10 protein-coding genes and 1 tRNA gene are annotated in these 14,523 nt (G+C 74.0%); 3 read left to right on the forward strand and 8 right to left on the reverse strand.

Annotation, left to right across the window (positions count from 1 at the left end; translation table 11 throughout):
- Window positions 1–18: 18 nt before the first annotated feature.
- On the reverse strand, window positions 19–1,764 hold the full coding sequence (gene recN / locus JI742_RS03305) for a DNA repair protein RecN (RefSeq protein ID WP_201823975.1): 1,746 nt from the start codon (window positions 1,762–1,764) through the stop codon (window positions 19–21).
- 83 nt (window positions 1,765–1,847) lie between these two features.
- Window positions 1,848–2,756, reverse strand: a complete 909-nt coding sequence (locus tag JI742_RS03310; protein ID WP_201823977.1) for an NAD kinase — start codon at window positions 2,754–2,756, stop codon at window positions 1,848–1,850.
- A gap of 148 nt (window positions 2,757–2,904) precedes the next feature.
- Between JI742_RS03310 and hrcA the strand changes: the two genes are divergently transcribed.
- From hrcA to dut, 3 genes are all read left to right on the forward strand, one after another.
- Window positions 2,905–3,927: a heat-inducible transcriptional repressor HrcA gene (gene hrcA / locus JI742_RS03315; protein ID WP_201823979.1), complete on the forward strand. Its 1,023-nt coding sequence runs from the start codon at window positions 2,905–2,907 to the stop codon at window positions 3,925–3,927.
- A 47-nt stretch (window positions 3,928–3,974) separates the two neighbouring features.
- A tRNA-Ile gene (locus JI742_RS03320) sits at window positions 3,975–4,051 on the forward strand.
- Window positions 4,052–4,080: 29 nt separating this feature from the next.
- Window positions 4,081–4,557, forward strand: a complete 477-nt coding sequence (dut, locus tag JI742_RS03325; protein ID WP_201823981.1) for a dUTP diphosphatase — start codon at window positions 4,081–4,083, stop codon at window positions 4,555–4,557.
- A 45-nt stretch (window positions 4,558–4,602) separates the two neighbouring features.
- Here the strand turns inward: dut and JI742_RS03330 are convergent, their stop codons facing one another.
- The 6 genes from JI742_RS03330 to JI742_RS03355 all read right to left on the reverse strand — a co-directional run bounded on the left by JI742_RS03330 (window position 4,603) and on the right by JI742_RS03355 (window position 14,499).
- On the reverse strand, window positions 4,603–5,802 hold the full coding sequence (locus JI742_RS03330) for an ammonium transporter (protein WP_201823983.1): 1,200 nt from the start codon (window positions 5,800–5,802) through the stop codon (window positions 4,603–4,605).
- A gap of 213 nt (window positions 5,803–6,015) precedes the next feature.
- Window positions 6,016–9,183: an efflux RND transporter permease subunit gene (locus JI742_RS03335; protein WP_201823985.1), complete on the reverse strand. Its 3,168-nt coding sequence runs from the start codon at window positions 9,181–9,183 to the stop codon at window positions 6,016–6,018.
- Window positions 9,183–10,370 carry a hypothetical protein gene (locus JI742_RS03340; RefSeq protein WP_201823987.1) on the reverse strand — a complete coding sequence of 396 codons (1,188 nt, stop codon included), beginning with the start codon at window positions 10,368–10,370 and terminating at the stop codon, window positions 9,183–9,185. Before JI742_RS03340 ends, JI742_RS03335 begins: the two co-directional genes overlap by 1 nt.
- Window positions 10,367–11,797: a TolC family protein gene (locus JI742_RS03345; protein WP_201823989.1), complete on the reverse strand. Its 1,431-nt coding sequence runs from the start codon at window positions 11,795–11,797 to the stop codon at window positions 10,367–10,369. Before JI742_RS03345 ends, JI742_RS03340 begins: the two co-directional genes overlap by 4 nt.
- 119 nt (window positions 11,798–11,916) lie before the next feature.
- Window positions 11,917–12,966 (reverse strand): M48 family metallopeptidase, encoded by a 1,050-nt coding sequence (locus JI742_RS03350; RefSeq protein WP_201823991.1) that lies wholly within the window; start codon window positions 12,964–12,966, stop codon window positions 11,917–11,919.
- Between the two features lie 6 nt (window positions 12,967–12,972).
- Entirely contained in the window at window positions 12,973–14,499 is a 1,527-nt protein-coding gene (locus JI742_RS03355; RefSeq protein ID WP_201823993.1) for an MFS transporter, read from the reverse strand.
- Window positions 14,500–14,523: the final 24 nt, after the last annotated feature.

Genomic DNA, 14,523 nt, shown 5'->3' on the forward strand with positions numbered 1-14,523 from the left:
GGGCGGACCGGCGGGCGCTCAGCGTGCGGTATTGATCGGGGTGACCGGGGCCGGCGGCCGGCGGCCGGTCTCGGCGGCCAGCAGGCTGCGGGCATGGGCGCGGCTGGTGGCCGATTCGCCGCCGAGCATGCGGGCGAGCTCCTCGACCCGCGCCTCGCCGTCCACCGGCTCGACCTCGCTGTGGGTGCGGCCGGCCACGGTCTGCTTGCGCACCACGAAGTGCTGGTTGGCGCAGGCCGCCACCTGCGGCAGGTGGGTGACGGCGAAGACCTGGCGCTCGCGGCCCAGGCGGTGCATCAGCGCGCCGACGGCATCGGCCACGGTGCCGCCGACGCCGGCATCGATCTCGTCGAAGATCAGGGTGTCCACCCCCGGCAGCGGGTCGGTGCCCGGCCGCGGGCTGCTGCATGTGCTGACGGCAATGGCCAGCGCGATGCGCGACAGCTCGCCGCCCGAGGCCACCCGCGCCAGCGCCCGCGGCGTGGCGCCGGCATGGCCGGCGACGCGGAACTCGATCAGGTCCTGGCCGTGGCGCTGCGGCTCGGGCAGGGGATCGACCGCCACCTCGAACACGCTGCCGGCCATGCCGAGCTGCTGCAGGGCCGCGCCGACTTCGGCGGCCAGCCGCGGCGCGGCCTTCAGGCGGGCGCGCCGTGCGGCTTCGGCCTGCTGGCGGTAGGCGGCCCAGGCCTGGTCGACCGCAGCTTCCAGCGCCGGCAGGTCGCTTTCGGCATCGAGCCGGGCGCGCTCGGCCTGCCACTGGGCCAGCAGCGTGGGCAGGGCCTCGGGCGGCTGACGGAAGCGCCGCGCCAGGGCCAGCCAACTGCCCAGGCGCTCGTCGAGTTCGCTCAGGCGCTGCGGGTCCAGGCCCTCGCCGTGCAGGCGGTGGCCCAGCTCGCGGCTGCTGTCGCTGATCAGGGCCTGCACCTGGCGCAGGGTGTCGATCGGACCGCTCAGGCTGTTGTCATGCACCCAGACGGCTTCGAGCCGGTCGATCGCCGCATCGATGCAGGCGCTGGCGCCCGGCGCCTCGCCCGACTCGCCGCCGTCCAGCGCCGCCACGGCCGCAGCCAGGGCGTCGAGGATGGCCTGCGCATGGCTGAGGCGGCGGTGCTCGGCCTCCAGCTCGGCCCATTCGCCTTCGCCGGGGCCCAGGCGCTCGACCTCGCCGATCTGCCAGATCAGGCGCTCGCGCTCGGTCTCGCGCTCGGCCTGGCGGCTGCGGGCGGCGTCCAGGCGCTCGCGGGCCTGCTTCCAGGCCTGGTGGGCGGCGGCCAGGGGCGCGGCGTCGACGCCCGCCCGGCTGTCGAGCAGGGCCCGCACCGGCTCCGGCCGGGTCAGGCCCTGCCAGGCATGCTGGCCGTGGATGTCGACCAGCCAGTCGCCGAGCTCGCGCAGCTGGCTGAGGGTGGCTTGCGCGCCATTGATCCAGGCGCGGCTCTTGCCCTGGCTGTCGACGGTACGGCGCAGCAGCAGGCTGCCGCCGCCGTGGCCGTCGGGGTCGGCGGCGGAATCGAAGCCGCCATCGGACAGCCAACCGGCCAGGCCCTCGGGCGTGTCGAACTCGGCGGCGATCTCGGCCCGCGCCGCGCCCTCGCGCACGACGCTGCCGTCGGCCCGCTGGCCCAGGGCCAGTTGCAGGGCGTCGATCAGGATGGACTTGCCGGCGCCGGTCTCGCCGGTCAGGGCGGTGTAGCCCGGCCCGAAGTCCAGTTCGAGGGCGGGCACGATGACGAAATCACGCAGGCTCAGTCGGCGCAGCATGGCGGTGGGGGCTCGGTGGCGGCCGGATCGGCAACCCGGATTGTGCGCAGGCCGGCTGACGGCATGGCCAGGGCGCGGTGGCTTCAGTCGCCCGGGCCGCTGCCGCTGCTGCCCTCGTTCCAGCGCAGCTTGCGGCGCAGGGTGGCGTAGTAGCTCCAGCCGCGCGGGTGCAGGAAGCGCACCCGGTGCGCGCTGCGCCGCACCAGGATGCGGTCGCCATGCAGCAGGCTGGCCAGGCCCTGGTGGTCGAAGTTCAGGCTGCAATCGCGGCCGGCGACGATCTCGATCGCGACCTCGCCCGAATCCGGCAGCACGATGGGCCGGTTCGACAGCGAATGCGGCGCGATCGGCACCAGCACCCAGCCGGCGATGCCCGGATGCAGCAGCGGCCCGCCGGCCGACAGCGCATAGGCTGTGGAGCCGGTCGGCGACGCGATGATCAGGCCGTCGGCGCGGAAGTTGGCGACGAAGTCGCCCTGCACCTCGACCCGCATCTCGACCATGCCCGACATGCCGCCGCGGGTGACGACCACGTCGTTGACGGCATGGCCCTCGAAGATGGTGCGGCGCATGCTGCCGCCTTCGTCGCGGGTCACGCAGCCGGCCAGCATGGTGCGCTGCTCTTCCTCGTAGTCACCGGCGATCATCGGCGCCAGGGTCTCGCGCAGGGCTTCGAGCGGGATGTCGGTGATGAAGCCGAGCCGGCCCTGGTTGATGCCGACCAGCGGCACGTTCTGCGGCGCGAGCTGGCGGGCCACGGCCAGCATGGTGCCGTCGCCGCCGACGACCACGGCCAGGTCGCAGTGCCGGCCGATCTGCTCGGGCGGCAGGGCCGGGTGCTCGCTCAGGCCGGTGTTCAGCGCGGTGGCCTCGTCCAGCGAAACCTCCAGGCCCTGGCTCAGCAGGAAGTCGGCCACCTGGGCCAGCACCCGGCGGCTGCCCGGGGCTTGGTACTTGCCCACGAGGGCCGCATGTTTGAAGCGCGCGGGCATGAGGAATGCAGGAGAGGGTGTCGAAAAATTACACCACAGCCCCCTGCGTCCACCGGCTCGGACCGACTGGGGTGAACCCCCCTTGCCCGCGCCGCCGCGGACGGCCCCCTGGGCCCGCGGGACGGGGCGGCCTCCTAGAATGAGCCGCATGCTGGATGACCGCGCCAAGACCCTGCTGAAGACCCTGGTCGAGCGCTACATCGCCGACGGGCAGCCGGTCGGCTCGCGCACCCTGTCGCGGGCCTCGGGCCTGGAGCTGAGCCCGGCGACCATCCGCAACGTGATGGCCGATCTCGAAGATCTCGGCCTCATCGCCAGCCCGCACACCAGCGCCGGCCGCGTGCCGACCGCCCGCGGCTACCGGCTCTTCGTCGACACCATGTTGACCGCCCGGCCGCTCGACGCCGCCCAGGTGCTGTCGCCCGAGGGCGCGGCGCCGCTGGCGCCGGACCAGCCGCAGCGCGTCATCGCCCATGCCGCGCAGATGCTGTCGAGCCTGTCGCACTTCGTCGGCGTGATCACGGCGCCGCGCAAGGCCGGCGTCTTCCACCACCTGGAGTTCCTGCGCCTGGGCGAGCGGCGCGTGCTGGTCATCCTGGTCGCGCCGGACGGCGATGTGCAGAACCGCCTCATCGTCACCTCGCAGGACTTCACGGCCGCCCAGCTCATCGAGGCCACCAACTTCATCAATGCGCACTACGCCGGCCTGACCCTGGATGCGGTGCGCGAGAAGCTGCACACCGAGGTGGATGCGCTGCGCGGTGAGATCGCCCAGCTCATGCAGGCCGCCGTGCAGATGGGCAGCGCCGCCGCGGGCGAGCCGGCCGAGCAGCTCGTCGTCAGCGGCGAGCGCAACCTGCTGACCGTGCAGGACTTCTCCAGCGACCTCGGCAGCCTGCGCAAGATGTTCGAGCTCTTCGAGCAGAAGACCCAGCTCATGCGTCTTCTGGAAGTCTCCAGCCGCGCCGAGGGCGTGCGTATCTACATCGGCGGCGAGAGCCAGTTCGTGCCCTACGAAGAGCTGTCGGTCGTCTCCGCGCCCTACACGGTCGACGGCCAGGTCGTCGGCACCCTGGGCGTGATCGGCCCGACCCGCATGGCCTACGAGCGCATGATCCAGATCGTCGACATCACCTCGCGCCTGGTCGGCCAGGCGCTCAGCCAGAAGTAGGGCGGCGGGCCGCCCCGACGCCGCGCCACAATGCGCGCCTGCCCCGGGGGCCGGAAGCTTAAGCGGTATAAGCAAGCGACTCATAATCGTTCGACAGTGGGTTCGAGTCCCACCCGGCCTACCAATCCTGGCCCTTCGCCGCGAGCCGTTCCGATGTCCCTGCCCAACGAGATCGAGATCCGCGTGCTCGACGCGCGATTGAACGACTGGGGCCTGCCGCGCTACCAGACGGCGCTGGCGGCCGGCCTCGACCTGATCGCCTGCCTCGATGCGCCGCTGACGCTGGAGCCGCAGGCCCCGGCCGTGCTCATCCCCAGCGGCCTGGCGCTGCACATGAATGCCGAGGGCCTGTGCGCGATGGTGCTGCCGCGTTCCGGCCTGGGCCACAAGAAGGGCCTGGTGCTGGGCAACGGGGTCGGCCTGATCGATGCGGACTACAGCGCCCAGCTCTACATCAGCGCCTGGAACCGCAATCCGGCCGAGAGCGGCCGGGCCATCACCGTGCAGCCGGGCGAGCGCATTGCGCAGCTCGTCTTCGTGCCGGTGCTGCGGCCGGCGCTGCGGGTGGTCGAGCAGTTCAGCGCCGGCAGCGTGCGCGGCGCGGGCGGTTTCGGCTCGACGGGCGTCTGAGGCGCGCCCGGGCCGGGCGGGCGGCGGGGCCGCCCGCGGCCGGCTTCAGCCCTCGCGCTCGGGCGTCGCGCGGATCTTGTGGACCGCCAGGTCGGCGCCGAGGTATTCGTCCTCCGCATCCAGCCGCAGGCCCACCGCGGCCTTGATCAGGCCGTAGACCAGGGTGCCGCCGATCACGGCCACCAGCACGCCGGCCAGGGTGCCGACGAGTTGCGCGCCGAAGCTCACCCCGCCCAGGCCGCCGAGCGCGGTGCTGCCGAACAGGCCGGCCGCCAGGCCGCCCCAGGCGCCGCACAGGCCGTGCAGCGGCCAGACGCCGAGCACGTCATCGATCTTCAGCTTGTTCTGCGTGATGACGAACATCTTCACGAACAGCGCACCGGCGACGCCGCCGGTGGCCAGCGCGCCCAGCGGATGCATCAGGTCCGAGCCGGCGCAGACGGCGACCAGGCCGGCCAGCGGGCCGTTGTAGGCAAAGCCCGGGTCGTTGCGGCCCAGGGCCCAGGCGACGAGGGTGCCGCCGACCATGGCCATCAGCGAGTTCACCGCGACCAGGCCGCTGACCTTGTCGATGGTCTGCGCGCTCATCACGTTGAAGCCGAACCAGCCGACGGTGAGGATCCAGGCGCCGAGTGCGAGGAAGGGGATGTTCGAGGGCGGGTGCGCGGCGCTGACCCGGCCGTCCCGGCCGTAGCGGCCGCTGCGCGCGCCGAGCAGGATGACCGCCGGCAGCGCGATCCAGCCGCCCACCGCATGCACGACGACCGAGCCGGCGAAGTCGTGGAAGGGCTGGCCGAACCAGGCCGTCAGCAGCTCCTGCATGCCGAAGCGGCCGCCCCAGACCATGCCTTCGAACAGCGGGTAGATGCAGCCGACGATGGCGAAGGTTGCAGCAAGCTGCGGATTGAAGCGGGCCCGCTCGGCGATGCCGCCCGAGACGATGGCCGGGATGGCGGCCGCGAAGGTCAGCAGGAAGAAGAACTTGACCAGCTCGAAGCCGTTGCGCGCGCCCAGCTCGGCGGCCGGCACCAGGAAGCCGACGCCGTAGGCGATGGCATAGCCGATGAAGAAATAGGCCAGGGTCGAGACGGCGAAATCGACCAGGATCTTGACCAGGGCATTGACCTGGTTCTTGTGCCGCACGGTGCCCAGCTCCAGGAAGGCAAAGCCAGCATGCATGGCCAGCACCATGATGGCGCCCAGGAGGATGAACAGCGTATCGCTGCCCGCTTTCAGTTCGTCCATGCCGACCTCGTCTGCACTTGATTGGTGTTGTGAGCGCTATTGCGGTGCGCCGTCGCCCGACCTCGGGCGATTGGCGGGCGGGGCTTGCAACTCGCGTTCCATGCCGGTGCGCGATGCACTGTGGCAAGGCTGCGCTGCCCCCTTGCGGAGCCATCCCCGGCCCATCCCGGGCCGATACGGACGCGAAACGGGGCCGAAACGGGGCGGATGCGCTCAGGCCGGTCCCGCCGCAGCCTGCGCCGCGCTGCGGAAGCGGCCGAACTTCAGCAGCACCGTCGGCAGCACCAGCAGGTTGAGCAGGGTCGAGCTGATCAGGCCGCCGACGATCAGGGTGGCCATCGGCCCCTCGATCTCGCGGCCCGGCTCGGCGCTGCCCAGGGCCAGCGGCGCCAGGCCCAGGCCGGTGACCAGGGCGGTCATCAGGATGGAGGGCAGGCGTTCCTGCGCGCCGCGCAGGGCGGTGGCCAGGTTCCAGGGCAGGCCCTCGACCTCGACAAGCTGCTGGTAGTGCGAGACCAGCATGATCGAGTTGCGCAGCGTGATGCCGAAGAGCGTGACGAAGCCGACCACCGAGCCCAGGCTCAGCCCGCCGCCGCCGGCCAGCACCGCCACCACGCCGCCGATCAGGGCAAAGGGCAGGTTGATGAAGGTCAGCACCAGATGGTGCAGCGAGCCGAAGGCCAGGTAGAGCAGGGCCGCCACGCCCAGGCTGGCCAGCAGGGCGGCGGCCAGCAGCTCGCTGCGGGCGGCGCGCTGGGCCAGGGCGGCGCCGGTGACCTCGATGTGGTGGCCGGGTGCGAGCTGCACCCGCTCGGCCAGGTCCTGGCGCAGGCGTTCGACGAAGCGCTCGGGGTCGCGGCGCGGATCGATGTTGGCCACCACGGTCTGCACCCGCCGGCTGCCCTCGCGCAGGATCTTGTAGCGGCCCTGGCCCAGCTCGACATCGGCCACCTCGGCCAGGCGCAGCAGGCGGCCATCGCGGGCACGCAGCGGCAGCTCGCGCACCTGGCCCAGGTCCTGGCGGGCCTCGGGGGCCAGGGTCAGCACCAGCGGCGCGGGCCGGCCGCCGAGCCGGTCGCTGCCAGCCACCTCGCCCAGGGTCAGGCCGTCGTAGGCCATCTGCACGGCCTGCATCACCTCGCCGGCGCTCAGGCCGTGGCGGGCCAGGGCCTCGGGCCGCAAGCGGATGGCCAGCTCGGGCGTGCCCGGCGGCGCGAGCTGCTGCACGTCGCGCACGCCGCGCTGCGCGGCCAGCACGGCGGCCACCGCCTGGCTGTCGCGGTCCAGCGCATCGAGTGAGGGGCCGTAGAGCTGCACCACCACATCGGCCGGGTGGCCGCTCACGGTCTCGCCGATGCGCTCGGTCAGGAAGGTGTTCACGCCGAACTGCAGGCCGGGGAAGCCGGCGCTGCCGGCGGCCTCCTCGTCGCTGCGGTCCTCGTCGCCATCGTCGCCCGACAGGCTGCGGCGGATGTCGGCCAGGATGCGCGCCTGCTCGGGCCCGGACTTCTGGCCGATCTCGACTTCGATCTCGCTGTAGTGCGGGCCGAAGGTGTCGGCGCCGTCCTGCGCGCGGCCCACCCACTGCGCGACCGACTCGACCCCGTCGATGGCCAGCAGCGTCTCGCTGACCCGCTTGCCCAGGCGCAGCGATTCGCCCAGCGAGGTGCCGGGGATCGCGGCCATGTGCACGATGTAGTGGCCTTCCTTGAGCGGCGGGATGAAGCGGCCGGCCAGCAGCGGCAGCACCGCCAGGCCCAGCGCCATCAGCAGGCCGGTGCCGATCAGCACCGGCAGGGCATGACGCTCCACCGCCAGCAGCAGGCGGCCGTAGCGCGGCTTGAGCCAGGCGATCAGCGGCGGATCGCCCGCCGGCAGCGGCCGGCCGCCCAGCAGCAGCAGCGAGAGCGCCGGCGTCACCGTCAGCGCCACCGCCAGCGAGGCCAGGATGGCCGCGATGTAGGCCAGACCTAGCGGCGCGAAGAGCTTGCCCGCCACGCCCGAAAGCGTCAGCAGCGGCACGAAGACCAGGGCGACGATGAAGGTGGCATAGACCACCGAGGCGCGCACCTCCATCGAGGCCTCGTAGACCACTTGCCACAGCGGCCGGCCGTCGGGCGCGGCGCGGTGCTCGCGCAGGCGGCGGAAGATGTTCTCGCTGTCGATGATCGCGTCGTCGACCACCTCGCCCAGCGCAATCGCCAGGCCGCCCAGCACCATGATGTTGAGGCTCATGCCGGCGCTCGTGATCGCGGTGATCGCGGCCATCAGCGACAGCGGGATCGCCACCACCGAGACCACCGCCGTGCGCACGTTGTAGAGGAAGAGGAAGAGCACGCCGATCACCAGCGCCGAGCCGATCAGCACATCGCGCTGCACATGGCCCACCGCGGTGGCGATGAAGCGCGCCGGTCGGAACAGGTCGCGGTGCAGCTCGGCACCCTGGCTGCGCAGCGCCGGCTCGATGCTGGCCAGCGCCAGGTCGAGCCGCTCGGTGAGCTGCTGGGTGTTGGCGCCGAGCTGGCCCTGGATCATCAGCAGCACGCCGGGCTCGCCATTGATCAGCGCGCCGTTGTAGGGCGGCGCGCCGGCCTCGCGCAACTGCGCCACCTGGCCCAGGCGCACCGGCTGGCCGCCGTGCCGGCCGATGACGGCCGATTCCAGCGCCGCGGCCGTCTCGCCGCCGAGCAGCAGCTTCAGTGGCACGCGCTGGTTGGGTGTCTCCACGAAGCCGGCGGGCCGGCTGCCCCCGGCAGCGCGCAGGGCCTCGACCAGCTCGTCCAGGCCCAGGCCCAGGCGTGCCAGGGCCTCGGGGTCGAGCTGCACCTGCCACTGGCGTTGCAGGCCGCCGAACACATTCACATCAGCCACGCCCGACACCGCCAGCAACTGCGGCCGCAGCACGCCGTCGACCAGGCTGCGCAGGGCCACGCCGTCCAGCGTCTTGGAGGTCAGGCCCACGCCCAGCACCGTCGAGGCCGAGGAGGTCAGCGGCGTGATGTGCGGCACCACGCCCTCGGGCAGGCCGCGCGTCTGGGCCAGGCGCTCGGCCACCTGCTGGCGGTTGCGGTGCAGCTCGCCCCGCTCGTCGAAGATCAGCGTGACCACCGACAGGCCCGGGATGGACTGCGAGCGCAGCGATTGCAGGCCGACCAGGCCCGAGACAGCCTGCTCGATGGGCTGCGAGACGCGCGCCTCGACCGCCTCGGTGCCCAGGCCCGGCGCCTCGGTCTGGATTACGACCTGGGCGGGCGCGAATTCCGGGAAGACATCGAGCCGGGCCTCGCCAAGCTGGGCCAGGGCCAGGCCCAGCAGGGCCAGGGCCAGGCCGACGACCAGGCCGGCCCGGCGGACCGAAAAGCGGAGCAGGGCGGCGATCATCAGTCGTCGTTCTCGTTCTTCAGCAGGCCCTTCTGCTCTTCGGACAGCAGCAGTTGCGCGCCGCGCACGACCACCGGCTGCGTCGCGTCGAAGCCCGGCAGGAACCAGCGGCCCGACGCGCCGGGCTCGCGCTCGGCCCCGGGCAGGGCCTGGCGGCGGAAGGCTTGCAGCGGGCCGGCGGCAGCGGTTGCCGCGGGGGCCAGCTCGTCGTCGTCGTCATCGTCGTCCCCATGGCCGGCCGGGGCCGGTCCGGAGGCGGCCTCGGCCAGCGCCTCCTGTCGGTAGACCCAGGGCTGGCCGGCATGCCAGATCAGGGCGCTGGCCGGCACCCAGGCACCCGCCAGCGCCGGGCCCAGCAGCAAATGGCCGTCGACCACCTGGCCGGCGGACAAGCTGCCGCCGCCCGCGCGGAAGAGCAGGGCGCGCAGGCCCGGTGGCAGCGTGCCGGCGGCTGCTGCGGGGGCGGCGCCCAGGGCCTCGGCGCGCCGGCGGGCCGGGGGCAGATCGGCCCGCGCCAGCTCAAGCTCGGCCGAGGCCGGCAGCTCGGCCTCGGCCGGCCAGGCGGCGCGCAGCAGCACGTCGCGGCCGTCGATCAGCCGTGCCCAGGCCTGGGCGCCGGGGCTGCCCTCGGGCGCCACCAGCCAGGCGCCGAGGCGCGGTCCCCAGGCGGCCTGGGCCGATTCGGCGGCGGCGCGCCGGGCGGTCTCGGCGGCGGCGCGGGCCAGCTCGGCCCGGGCCAGCGCATCCTGCGCGGCTTCCAGCGCGCGGGTCGAAACCTGCTGGCCGTCGGCATGCAGGGCCTGCATGCGGGCGGCTTCGCGGCTTGCGGTGTCGCGGGCCAGCCGGGCCGCATCCTCGGCGGCGCTGGCGGCCAGCCAGGCCTGACGCGGCGCCAGCAGGGCCTGCGCGTCCAGCACCTCCAGCCGCAGCGTCCGGCTGGCGCGCAGGCCGCCGGCCTCGGGCGGGGCGACCTGCAGGTCGACATGGCGCTGCGCGGTCGCGCTCAGCACCACCTGGGGCGCGCCGGCGCCGACATCGCGCAGGTGGTCGGCGGTGGGAATCTCTTCCTCCTCGGCTTCGGTGGCGAGCTGGAACTCGTCGCGCGCGAAGTAGACGCCGCCCCACAGCAGCAGCACGAGCAGCAGGGTCTGGACGATCAGCAGGCGCTGGGCGAGGCGTGGGCTCATGGCAGGACGGCGGGCAGGCGATCGAGGGGGAGTTGCAGCACGTCCTCCAGCGCCGCGCGGGCCTGGTCGAGGGCATGGTCGGCCGCCAGCCGGCGGCTGCGGGCGTCGAGGTCCAGGGCCTGGGCATCGAGCAGGGCCAGGCGGTCCTGGTGACCGGCGGCCAGGCCGGCCTCGACCCGGGCGCGCTGGGCTGCGGCGGCGGCCTCGGCCGCTCCGGCGGCGGCCCGGGCCGATTCGGCCGCGGCCAGATCGGCGCGGGCCCGGGCCAGCTCGACCAGGGCCTCGGCCTGCACGCGCAGGCAGGCGGCGGCGGCGGCCTCGCGTTCGGCGCGGGCGCGGGCCAGGGCCGGCGCATTGCCCTCGGCCGGCGGGCCGATCACCCGCAGGCCCAGGGTCCAGAGGCGGTCGCCCTGGTCCCAGGCCAGGCCGGGCGCGAACTGGATCTCGGGCCAGCGCCGCGCCCATTCGGCCCGCTGCCGGGCCTCGGCCGCGGCATGGCGGGCCAGGGCGGCGCGCAGGTCCAGGCGGTGGAGCAGGGCCGCCGCTTGCAGGCGGCCGGGATCGAGCGGCGGGGCGGCGGGCGGGCGCTCGTCCAGCGTCAGGCCGGCCAGGGCCTCGGGCGTCAGGCCGGCGGCGGCGCCCAGGGCCAGGCGGGCACGGGCCTCGGCCTGCCGGGCCTGATCGGTCGCGGCGCGGGCCGCGGCCTGGGCGCGCTCGGCGGCCTGCACGGCGGGGGCATCCAGCGCGCCTTGCGCAAGCTGCTTGGCCAGGGCGGCATGGCGCGCCTCGGCCAGGGCCTGGCGCTCGGCCTGCAAGGCCTGCGCGGCGCGTGCGGCCCGCCAGTCGGCATGGCGCTCGCGCAGCGCGCGGTGCACCGACCAGACGCTGTGGGCCAGCTCGAAACGGGCCGCCTCGACCCGGGCCTGGCCCGCCTCGGCCTCGGCCGCGCGGCGGGCCTGGCCGCTGCGACCCAGGGGCAGGGCTTCCAGGGCGATGGCCAGGCTCCATGGGGAGCGACTGGCCTCGCCCCGCTCGCTGTGCGCCTCCAGGCCCAGGGCCAGTTCGGGGCGCGGCAGCCGGCCGGGCGACTCGGCCTCCAGCGCCGCCTGGCGGGCACGGGCCTCGGCCAGGGCGGGCTGGCGCAGCAGGGCCAGGGCGCTCAGGGCCGGAAGATCCCAGCGCGGCAGCGGCCAGACGGCGGTCTCCAGCCCGCGGGCGCGCAGCGATTCGCGCAGCGCCGGGCTGTCGGGCTGCAGGGCCTGCCACTGCGCCTGCTGGGCGGCCAGGTCGAGCGGCTCGGCCGCCTGATGCGGGGCGGCGCAGGCGACCAGCCCGAGCAGCGCCGCCAGGATCAAGCGCCGGGGGCTGCGGCCCGCCGGCCGCAGGGGCTCGGGCGCGCAGGGGGGCGGGAAAACCTTCGGGAACATTTCCCCATCCTAGCGAGCCGCCGGTCGGCCTCCGGCCCGGGATTCGCCGGGTCGACAAGTGCCCGCCGGCGGGCCAGCCCCGGCCCGGCGCCCGGCCCGGTCGCCGGGCTGGCGCGTGCTCAGCGGGCGCTGTCGCGCGCGGGGCGCTCGGGCTTGGCGGCTGTCGCGGCCATGGGCTGGAAGCGCTGCGGCGGCCGCGGCGCGCGGGCGTAGAGGCCCTCGACCTGCGGCAGGCTGCGGCGGATGTCCTCGATGCGGGTGCCGTGCGAGGGATGGGTCGAGAGGAACTGCGGCGGCGCGCCCTTGGAAGCCTGGCCCATCTTCTGCCACAGGCTGATGCCGGCGGCCGGGTCGTAGCCGGAGCGGGCCGCCAGCTCCATGCCGATCAGGTCGGCCTCGGTCTCGTCCTCGCGGCCGAACTTCATCGTCAGCAACTGGGTGCCGAGGTTGGCCGCCGCATCGCCGACCGCGCCCAGGCCCAGCAGTTGCGCGCCCAGCTTCAGGCCCAGGCTGGTGGCCGAGCTTTTGCCGATGCGCTCGCGGGCATGCTCGCGCAGGGCATGGGCGACCTCGTGGCCCATGATGGTCGCGACCTCGTCGTCGTCGAGCTGCAACTGCTGCAGGATGCCGCTGTAGAAGGCGATCTTGCCGCCCGGCATGCAGAAGGCATTGATCTGGTTCGAGCCCAGCAGGTTGACCTCCCAGCGCCAGTTCTTCGAGCGCGGGTTCCACTCGGTCGCGAAGGGCACAATGCGATCGGCGATCACGCGCAGGCGGCGGGACTGGGGATGGTCCGCCCCGGCCAGCGCATTCTTCTGCCGCGCCTGGGCCAGCATCTGGGCATATTGCTGGGCGGCGGCGGCTTCGATCTCCTCGGCCGGCACCAGGCCCACGGCCCAGCTCTTCTTGCCCACGTCCACGCCCTCGCGTGCCCAGGCCGGCAGGGCCAGTGCGGCGCCCGCGCCCAGCAGGGCGGTCGCGCCGCGTCGCCGCGCGGGGTTGCGCGGGGCGGTGCCCGCCGCATCCTCGGCCCCTCTCAGGGCGCGGGCCGAGAAGCCGCTGAAGCCGCCATAGGCATTCAGTGCGCCCAGGGCGGCGCACCAGGCGCAGTGCGCGCGTTCGTCCGGCACGGCGTGCGGGGCGGGGGAGGGGGTGTGCAACTCGCTCATGGGGTCTCAGACAGGTTCGTCGGCCGGGCGTTCCACCATGCGCTTGACAGCCGGCAGCAGCGCATAGGCCGGAAAGGCCAGCCAGAAGGTCAGGAAGAAGTAGGCCGGGTAGCCCATGGCCTCGGCGCCCAGGCCGCCGGCCCAGCCCGCCACCGCCCGGCTGAAGGCGAAGACGCTGGACAGGATGGCGTATTCCGTCGTGGCCCGCGCGCGGCCGGTGATGCCCATCAGGAAGGCCAGGAAGGCGCCGGTGCCCAGGCCGCCGGTCAGGCTCTCCAGCGCACTGGCGCCATAGACCAGGGCTTGCGCGGCCAGGTCGGGCGGCAGGGCCGGCTGCGCGATGCTGCCGGCCGGCACCAGGCTGGCGACCAGGGCGTACCCCAGGTTCGACAGCGCCTGCCACAGGCCCAGCACCCACAGCCCGCGGAACAGCCCGACGCGGTCCACATACCAGCCGCCGATCAGGCCGCCGGCGATCGACAGGCCCAGGCCCAGGTTGACGCTGACCAGGCCGATCTGCGCATTGCTGAAGCCGGCATCCACCCAGTAGGGCTTGACCATGAAGCCCATGGCCGCATCGCCCAGCTTGAAGCTCAGGATGAAGAGCAGCACGGCGACCATGCCGGGCCGCGTCAGCAGGCCGATCCAGGCGCCGAAGGCCGGGCCCTGCGCCAGGGCCGCGGCCTCGGGATGGCGTGCCGCCCGCACCAGCAGGGTGGCGCCGGCCAGCATCAGGCCGACCGGCAGCGCGCCGCGGAACCAGGCGCTGCCGGCCACGGCGGTGATCGCATCCCATCCCATGGCGCGGGCCAGCGGGCCGAGCACCGGCCACAGCAGGCCGGCCAGCACCAGGCCCAGGGCCAGCAGCCAGCGCGGTTGCGCGCGCAGCCGCGCCAGCTCGCGGCGCAGGCCGCCGGCCTGGGGCGGCGGGCCGGTACGCGCCGTCTCGCGCGGGGCGGCCAGGGCCATCAGCGCATTCAGGCCGAAGACGGCCGCGCCGATCAGCCAGGCCGCCGTCCAGCCCAGCGTGCCCGAGACGACCAGCAGGCCGCCGGCCATCAGCATGCCGGCGCGGTAGAAGCCGATCCGCAGGCCGTTGGCCAGGCCGTAGGTCTGGCGGTCGAGCATCTCGATGGTGTGGCCGTCGGTCGCGATGTCGTTGGTGGCCGACAGCAGGGTGAAGAGGCCGATCGCGATCCACACCCCGCTGGCCACGCCGCCGCCGGCCTCGGCCCCGCCGTGCAGGCCGAAGCCCAGCAGCACGAGCGCCATGCCGGCATGGGCCGCGGCGATCCAGCGGCGGTGGTGGCGGGTCCAGTCGATCAGCGGAGCCCAGAGGAACTTGATCGTCCAGGCCAGGCCCAGCAGCGAAAGCAGGCCGATCTCGGCCAGGTTCACGCCCTGCTGGCGGAAGTGGACCGGGAAGAGGTCATAGAAGACGCCGAGCGGCAGCCCCTCGCCGAAGTAGAGCAGCGCGACCCAGAACAGCTTGCGGCGGTAGGCCGGGCGGGGCACGGCGGCATCCAAGGACATGGCCCATTCTAGGAAGGGCCCCGG

The sequence above is a fragment of the Piscinibacter lacus genome, assembly GCF_016735685.1.
GTDB classification, from domain to species: Bacteria; Pseudomonadota; Gammaproteobacteria; order Burkholderiales; family Burkholderiaceae_C; genus Aquariibacter; species Aquariibacter lacus.

Coding starts and splice junctions, on each gene's coding strand:
- JI742_RS03335 (WP_201823985.1), bottom strand. CDS start 9,183: ATGATCGCCGCCCTGCTCCGCTTTTCGGTCCGCCGGGCCGGCCTGGTC.
- hrcA (WP_201823979.1), top strand. CDS start 2,905: ATGCTGGATGACCGCGCCAAGACCCTGCTGAAGACCCTGGTCGAGCGC.
- recN (WP_201823975.1), bottom strand. CDS start 1,764: ATGCTGCGCCGACTGAGCCTGCGTGATTTCGTCATCGTGCCCGCCCTC.
- JI742_RS03350 (WP_201823991.1), bottom strand. CDS start 12,966: ATGAGCGAGTTGCACACCCCCTCCCCCGCCCCGCACGCCGTGCCGGAC.
- JI742_RS03310 (WP_201823977.1), bottom strand. CDS start 2,756: ATGCCCGCGCGCTTCAAACATGCGGCCCTCGTGGGCAAGTACCAAGCC.
- JI742_RS03345 (WP_201823989.1), bottom strand. CDS start 11,797: ATGTTCCCGAAGGTTTTCCCGCCCCCCTGCGCGCCCGAGCCCCTGCGG.
- JI742_RS03355 (WP_201823993.1), bottom strand. CDS start 14,499: ATGTCCTTGGATGCCGCCGTGCCCCGCCCGGCCTACCGCCGCAAGCTG.
- JI742_RS03340 (WP_201823987.1), bottom strand. CDS start 10,370: ATGAGCCCACGCCTCGCCCAGCGCCTGCTGATCGTCCAGACCCTGCTG.
- JI742_RS03330 (WP_201823983.1), bottom strand. CDS start 5,802: ATGGACGAACTGAAAGCGGGCAGCGATACGCTGTTCATCCTCCTGGGC.
- dut (WP_201823981.1), top strand. CDS start 4,081: ATGTCCCTGCCCAACGAGATCGAGATCCGCGTGCTCGACGCGCGATTG.